Source organism: Leptolyngbya sp. FACHB-711 (genome assembly GCF_014695615.1).
GTDB lineage: Bacteria > Cyanobacteriota > Cyanobacteriia > Elainellales > Elainellaceae > Leptolyngbya_A.
Map to the genome: position 1 here is coordinate 1 of NZ_JACJOR010000089.1, position 8,005 is coordinate 8,005.

Below are 8,005 nucleotides of genomic sequence, written 5' to 3' on the forward strand. Positions count from 1 at the left end.
ATAAGGATTTATGAGCAGTAATCGCCTCGACGAGACATTGGCAACGCCTGCACCGGATTCAGAAACTGTAATGGGCTTGGAAGCACAAAATTGCTCTCCGACGGCAACTGCTCAAGGCACATCGATCGCCTCTTCATCCACTCACCCGCATGACCACGGACTGAGCAATGAGGAAGTATCAATTTTGCAACTGCCCAGCGATTTTGCAAAAACTCCGGCTACTTGTTATCAACCGGGATACCATTCCTTTGTCTTCTCTGAGGATTGGAATCGATTGCTAGTCACCGAGAATCAAACAGAGCCAATCGATGAAAAACCGCTTATCCTGACTGCGTTCAAAGTACTGCTTGCTCGCTACACTCAGCAAGAAACGATCGCGGTGGGCGTCAATTTGGTTGATATCCATGCGGATGCGATTCACATCAACGCCAGCTCTCAAACTTGCAGCCAAATCGTGATCGAGCAATCGGCTCAGACGCTGATGCAGCAGAGTTCTGCAATCCTTGAACAAAATGCTGCGGCAGGGCAGACAGGTTTAGCACGATCGCAGTGCCCGGTTGCCCTTACCTTTTTAAGCGGCGATTGTCCGTTTGAGACGCCTGACCACGGCATAACCTGGCTCCAGAACCACAGTCACGAATTCAATGACAATGCAGATCTGCACTTGGTCGTTGTGCCATCAGAGCAGGGTGTAGCAGGCATTTGGCTCTATAACGCAAACTTGTTTTTGCCGGAAACCGTGCAGCGTCTGTGCGGTCACTTTCAGACCGTCCTGACTGGAATTCAACAATCGCCCGCCTGCCCCATCTCACAGCTTCCCTTGCTGACCGCTGCCGAACAGCATCAGCTCTTAGTAGAATGGCGTGGTGCAACGGCTGATTATCCGCAGGTTCCCGTGTATCGGACGATCGAGTCTTTTGCACAGGAGACACCTGAGGCGATCGCGCTGCGTTTTCAGGATCAATCGCTTACTTATGCCGCTCTGAACGAACGTGCAAATCAGCTTGCCCATTATCTCAATCATTTAGGCGTAGCGGCGGGCGATCGCGTTGCGGTTTTCATTCAGCCCTGTTTAGAGATTGGCACTGCTTTACTGGGAATTTTCAAAGCGGGCGGAGTTTATGTTCCCCTCGACCCGACCCATCCGGCAGAACGGCTTGCAGTCATTCTCGAAGATACGCAGGCGAAAGTAATTCTGACTCAATCCAGCCTGTTGCCTCATCTGCCAGAATCGACAGCTCATGTGATTTGTTTTGACCAAAGTGAGGAAACAATTCGCGCTTTTCCGGCACACCCTCTTCAGAACGGGGTTGACCTGGATCAGACCGCGTATATTATTTACACCTCTGGCACGACTGGAAAACCCAAAGGTGTCATGGCAAGTCACCGGAATTTAATCAACTACATTCTGGCAACTCAAGAAAAACTTGGATTTAATCAGCAGGATGTTATCCCTGCGATCGCCCGTTTTACGTTTAGTATTTCTTTGTTTGAACTGCTCTCGCCGCTCGTTACAGGCGGAACGCTGGTTGTTTTAGAACGGGAACATATTTTAGATTTTCCCCGGCTCGCTGAAACGCTGGAACAATTAACAATGCTGCATACGGTTCCGAGCTTAATGCGGAGACTGGTGAATTACATCCAGGAACAAGGACTAGACATCCAGAAATTTCACAAAGTAAAACATGTATTTACAGGCGGCGATATTGTTCCTGCTGATTTGCTAGAAGACTTAAAAAAAGTTTTTGCCAATGCCAGCGTCGGCGTTTTGTATGGCTGTAGTGAAGTGAGTTCTCTCTGCGCCACATTTCCTGTACCCCGTGACCAAACGATCGCGAAAAGTCGGGTGGGTAAACCGTTTAACAATGTTGTGATTCGTCTTTATGATGCTCAGCAGAACTTAGTGCCGATCGGCGTTCCCGGTGAAATTTATGTCGGGGGTGCAGGCGTCACGCAGGGTTATTTAAATCGCGCAGAATTAACTCAGGAGAAGTTTGTCGCGATCGATGGACACAAGTTTTATCGAACGGGCGATCTAGGACGCTTTGGAGCCGATGGCAATCTGGAATTTCTGGGTCGAGCAGATTTTCAAATCAAACTGCGCGGAATTCGGATTGAACTGGGCGATATTGAGTCGATGCTGCGTCGATTACCCGGTGTCAAGGATGGCGTGGTTGCTGCTCATGATTTGGGCAGTGGGGAAAAGAGCCTGGTTGCCTACATCGTGCTAGATGCAGGTTTAGTCGGGGAGCAGCCTCAGACTGCCGTGATTGGCGAAATCCGGGAATTCCTGGCGACCCAACTGCCCGACTATATGCTGCCTGCCGCCTACATTGTGCTTGAGGCGATGCCCCTGAATGCGAATCAGAAAGTCGATCGCCGCGCGTTACCTTTGCCCTCACCAGAAAATCTAGCAGGTTCTCGTCCCTTTCTTGCCCCGCGCAATGCGGTAGAACAACAGCTTGCAGATTTGTGGCAGGCAATGCTGGGAATTCAACGCATCAGCGTTCAAGACAATTTCTTTGAACTCGGTGGAGATTCGCTGCTGGCGGTTGCCTTGGTGACTCAAATTGAAGCCAAACTGGGTAAAAAGCTTCCCGTAAGTGCCTTTGTGACGGCTCCGACGATCGCTCAACTGGCAGCCTCGTTGAGTTCTACCCAAGAGCTGGAAATTCAAAACTCCCTGGTGCTGCTGCGGGAAGGTGGATCTGAGCCGCCCATCTTCTTTATTCATGATGGAGATGGAGAAATTCTGCTCTATCGCAACCTGGCTCATTGCCTCAAACCAGGGCATCCGGTGTATGGCATTCAGCCCTATAGCAGCAAAGGGCATTCGGTTCTGCATACCCGCTTTACGGATATGGCAGCCTACTACGTGAAGCAGATTCGAGCAATTCAGCCAGAGGGTCCGTATTTTCTCAGTGGCTTATGCGTTGGCGGAATTTTAGCGTTTGAAATGGCGTTGCAGTTGCAGCAGCAGGGACAAACGATCGGCATGGTGGGACTAATCGATGCAGCCGATGTCGCCGCAGCAAAGCGATCGGGGGTTATTGCCAGTCGGCGGCTCAACAGTTTGTCTCAATCATTTGGCAAACATCAACACCTGGATCGAAAGCAACGTCTGCTTCGGGGAATGCTTGCGCTGGCAAAGAAGAGCCGCAATGTGCTTGCCTACGAAGTCGAATCTAGAATTAATCAAACCAGCAATACCCTGAAGGTCAAACTGCTCAGACATTGTCTCGATCGCGGCATGAAATTACCCGAATGTTTGCAGCCGCTTTCGCCACGAACCGTGTTTCAATTTGCTGGAAAAGATTACATTCCCCAGAAGCAATATCAGGGCGAAGTCTTGCTCTTCCGGGCGACCCAAAAAAGCGATGCGTTTGCAGGCACGTTGATCGATGACACGCCCTATTCCGAGTTGTTTAGCGATCCGCTCTTGGGTTGGGAACAGCGCGTGACAAATGGAGTAAAGGCGTATGATATTCCCGGCGGACATTCCAGCATGCTGCAACAGCCTAATGTGCAGGTTATGGCAGAAACAATGCAGGCATATATTGATGCAGCCATTAATGCAGCGATCACCCATCCGTCTCATCAACTTGTAAAAGAGCAATCTGAAGACGCTTCAGAGAATGCGATCGGAGAAGGAGAAATAGAATATTCCCTTGCATCTTAGAGAATCTGGGGCAAAGCAGCAAATCTGAGCAGGCAGTTCAGGTCACCCCATTCACACTCGTCTCATTCACACTCCCCCCATTCGCACTTGCCCCATTCGCACTGTTCAAACCTCCTCTAATGCAGCTCAATTCCCGTTTATAGATTGACTTTCAAGCTGACTTACAAACATTCGTCTCTTGATCCCATGAAAGAAAAAAGAAAATTGGTGCATTTAAGCGTTGCCGTCGTGCTTGGAGCCTGTTTATTGCTTTCGGCTAGAGCTGCTCGTAAAGCACTGTGGCACTATCAGGCCTCTCAGCCCCGAAAAGATGCTGACGCTGCTCTCCAGGTGGGCGACTCGAAACGGCTTTATGACTTGCACGTTTCATCTGCCTACACAGGGGAAAAGCCAACCCCACTTGTGCTTGCCTTTCACGGGGCTGCAGGGGATGGTCAGGCAATGGAACAAGTCACAGGACTAAATCAGATTGCCGATCAAGAAGGGTTCATTGTGGCGTATCCTGATGCTCTGCCACCTCGAAAACACTGGGACGCCCGGCGCGGAAGTGGTCCCGATACCTCGAATGATGTGGGTTTTATTGCAGCCCTGATTGATGAGCTGAGCCAGCGATATACCGTCGATCGCAGCCGGATTTATATCGTGGGTCTTTCTAACGGGGGAATGTTTGCCCAGCGATTAGCCTGTGAGTTGAGCGATCGAGTGACGGCGATCGCCGCCGTAGCATCCGCGATGCCAACCAATCTATCAACCACCTGCAACCCCACAAAACCCATTTCGGTACTGCTTATTAACGGCACTCAGGACGATCTGATTCCCCCGGTTGAGCCGGGAAAGGCACTGCTCTCCTTGCCGGATACAGTGAAGTTTTGGAAGGCACATAATCGCTGTTCTGCCGAAGCAGTGCGGAAATCACTGCCCCAAAATCCTCATCTAGAGCTTGAGACCTATGATCAGTGTGCCAATCAAACCCGCGTCATGCTTTCCACGATCGAGGGAGGCACCCACGGATGGGGCGATGATCCGATCTCTGGTGGAGACAATCTGGTTAAGCCGGGTCAGGAGATGAACGAGAGTGCTTTTATCTGGAGTTTTCTCAGCCAGCAGTCGAGCGAAGTGCAAACCTCATCTCAGCCACAGCAATCAACAACCAACAACTGATGTAAATGCCGAGATGGGTCTACCGATTGATTTTAATTGTGTCTACTGAACCCCAAATTACTATGGAAACCCTTGTTCATTCCACTGCTTCCTGCTCCTTACTCATCGTCATTGTGAATTATCGCACCGCCCGATTAACGGTTGACTGTTTGCAGTCGCTCGAAAGCGAAGTGCGAGCGCTGCCGGGTACTCAAGTCGTAGTCGTGGACAATGACTCCGGAGATTATTCGGTCGAAGCGATTCAGTCTGCAATTGATCAGCATGGCTGGCAAGCGTGGGCAACTGTTCTTGCCTCCAAGCACAACGGTGGCTTTTCCTACGGCAACAATCTGGCAATCCGTCCCGCGCTGCAATCTCCCAATCCGCCCCTTTATTACCTGCTGCTCAACCCTGATACTCAAGTGCGTCCGGGTGCTTTGAAGGCACTGGTCGATTTTATGGAACAGCATCCCACCGTGGGAATTACGGGGAGCAGCTTTGAAGATCGGGAAGGAAAACCCTGGGCGACGACGTTTCGATTTCCTTCGATCTGGAGTGAACTGGATAGCGGACTGCGCCTCGGCATTGTCTCCAAGCTGCTCTCAAAGTGGGTCATCGCCCGACCCATGACCGAAGAGGCTGAAGAAGTAGATTGGCTTCCCGGTGCGAGCATGATGATTCGGCGGCAGGTGTTTGAGTCGATCGGCTTGATGGATGAGGACTATTTCCTCTACTACGAAGAAACAGATTTCTGTCTCCAGGCAAAACGGGCAGGTTGGCCGTGCTGGTACGTTCCCCAAAGCAGGGTCATGCACATCGCAGGTCAAAGCACCGGAGTGACTGTTCAGGATACAATTCCCAAGCGATTACCCCAATACGTCTTTAATTCGCGCCGACGATACTTTGTGAAAAATCATGGCTGGCTCTATGGGGCGATCGCGGACTTAGCCTGGTCGATCGGCTACAGCCTGTGGAGCGTTCGTCGAGTCATTCAACGCAAACCCAATACCGATCCGCCCTACTTATTTCTAGACTCCCTACGGAACAGCGTATTTCTCAAGTTTAGGAGCAATTAATTCAGGATTTTTCAAGCCGTTCCGGAGAAGAGGGAGAAATAGAAAATCGATCGTCGTCACAGCATACCACCGTCCTTCCTAACCACTAGTAAAGTGAAGGACGATGTTTTGTTTTTTTGAACGAGTATGGCATGATCGGCGGCAAAAGCAGAACAAAGAATATAACTACTCACCAAGGCATTCGCTGCTATATTGAAACGCTCACACCCGATAATCAGTTGCATCTTTTAGAAGAGATTACTGCGATCGTGCGTCGTCGTATTGTTACAGAACTGAAACGCAGCATCACGGAACTAGAAGGATTAGGTAAGGAAATCTGGCAAGAAATTGATGCTCAGGAGTACGTTAATCAGGAATGCACTTCATAGAATGGCCGCTCATCACAACAATCTATTTGTTGCAGTTTAATCCACACTACAGCAGGAAGCCAAGACACTATTTGCGCTGATTAAGTTTCTTTAGTGAGTTAGATTGTTTAGATTCACTAATATTTTCAGCATCCTGCTTCTCAGAAATGGATTCTCTTGGCTCGCTATTTGTTTGAGATAATTCAGCCGAAGAAGAAAGATGTTCTTTTGCATTGCTCTCTAAAGCTTGCGTTGCTTGAGTTTCATTGTTTGCCTCAAAGGGTTCAATATTTTCCTCCTGGCTTGCCAAAAGTCCTGCGTATTTAATTCTCTCTAAACCCTTTTTGAATCCAGTATAGTCATCAATTGCTTTATTCATTTCAACGTCAAGCTTGTAATCACAGTGCAAGTTTTGGATTGCAGCTTTAATAGCCTCGATTTCCTGAACTGATTGGTTTTCTGAATTGGTTTCCAGTATGCCTTCGATCTCATCAAGTAGGACAACTCCATCCTCACGACTTGCCGAAATAGAGTGGAATGCTATAAAGTTTTTCTTTAGTCGTTCGATCTTTTGCGATAGCTTCTCATCTGTTAGCCGTTGTTGGGCACGACGCTGCATAGAATTTAATTGCTTAAATAGAATCCTAAAGTTGTGTTCAAATCTCTGAAGCGAAAGACGATTCTTCTCGTTTAATTCATCACGCTTAGACGACCATTCATTAACAACTTGAACAACATTTCTGGCGAAGCCTATTTTATTAATTTCTAAAGAGTTAGTTGAGTGCTTGGAAAGAGCAAGCTCTATAGCATCGAGAGTAGTTCGATTTTCTATGGTTTCTAGAACTGACTTCTCATCTAGAAAATCTACTTCACTTACTTTAAGAAATTCTTGCAAGTAAAGCTTAGATGCTTGTATGCAAATCGACAGAGGAATAATATCTTCTATCTCGATTTCTTCAGTGACGTTATCTTCAATATGAAATTGTTTCTTGAGATCGGCTAGTTTAAGAATGAAATGTTCTCTAAGTAAAGGTCGTCTATGTTGACCTCCTTTACCTAACAACTGCTTTTTAGCAGTTTCTCCACTAGTGTCACTATCTAGCAGTACAATTACTGCTGGTTGCTCAACATCCCTTCCGCGAGCTAAGTACACCAAATATGGAATATGCGAAGCTGATCCTGCTGGAACGATAGTGATTTGATTAAGATCCAAAGTTTCCAGATTAGGGGCGTTGTTGGCTCGAAGATAGGTTGTAGCCCCTGCAATAAGAATTTGATCAGCAATTCCCTCAACCATTAAATTACAATTTCCAATAAAAGCTGTTTCACCAACGTAAGCACCTATTGAAGATCTCAAAGGTTCATAGTGATTTCTAGCAGCATCCTTGACTACCCGTGTACCTTCATCTTCACTCCCTTTTTGCAATACTCGTATACGCTCTGCATAATTTTTATCAATAAGAAAAGGAGAATGAGTTACATATATGGTCTGAACTGGTCTAGTTAAATGCGAACTTGACTCAGGACTTGCAAACAAACTAAATATCTTGAGCAAATCTTGTTGAGCTTGACTTGATAAATAAGCATCTGGCTCATCCATTAGTAGTATCTCAGGTCTTTCAGGATGCGGTTCATGCGATCTGTACTGAATGTAGTAACTGAGAAAATATCGCAACCCCTGACTTCTCTCATCAAATGAGTACTCAGTTCCAGTCCTATCAGTTATAGTAAAAACTAGATTATAATCTCTTGCCATAACTCTT

The 8,005-nt window shown here is 47.6% G+C and carries 5 protein-coding genes; 4 read left to right on the forward strand and 1 reads right to left on the reverse strand.

Translation table 11 applies throughout. The features are described from left to right. Nucleotides 1-10 precede the first annotated feature (10 nt). From H6F80_RS02660 to H6F80_RS02675, 4 genes are all read left to right on the forward strand, one after another. Entirely contained in the window at nt 11-3,679 is a 3,669-nt protein-coding gene (locus H6F80_RS02660; protein ID WP_190790064.1) for a non-ribosomal peptide synthetase, read from the forward strand. A 186-nt stretch (nt 3,680-3,865) separates the two neighbouring features. After that, the gene (locus tag H6F80_RS02665) at nt 3,866-4,840 is read left to right on the forward strand and encodes an extracellular catalytic domain type 1 short-chain-length polyhydroxyalkanoate depolymerase (RefSeq protein ID WP_190790065.1); all 975 of its coding nucleotides are present in this window, start codon (nt 3,866-3,868) and stop codon (nt 4,838-4,840) included. Between the two features lie 62 nt (nt 4,841-4,902). Further along, a complete protein-coding gene (locus tag H6F80_RS02670; RefSeq protein ID WP_190790066.1) occupies nt 4,903-5,895 on the forward strand; it encodes a glycosyltransferase family 2 protein in 993 nt (330 codons plus the stop codon). 131 nt (nt 5,896-6,026) lie between these two features. After that, nucleotides 6,027-6,263, forward strand: coding sequence for a hypothetical protein (locus H6F80_RS02675; protein WP_199296322.1), 237 nt, complete (start codon nt 6,027-6,029; stop codon nt 6,261-6,263). 67 nt (nt 6,264-6,330) lie between these two features. Here the strand turns inward: H6F80_RS02675 and H6F80_RS02680 are convergent. Further along, on the reverse strand, nt 6,331-8,005 hold a 1,675-nt coding region (locus tag H6F80_RS02680), incomplete at its 5' end, for an ATP-dependent nuclease (protein WP_190790067.1).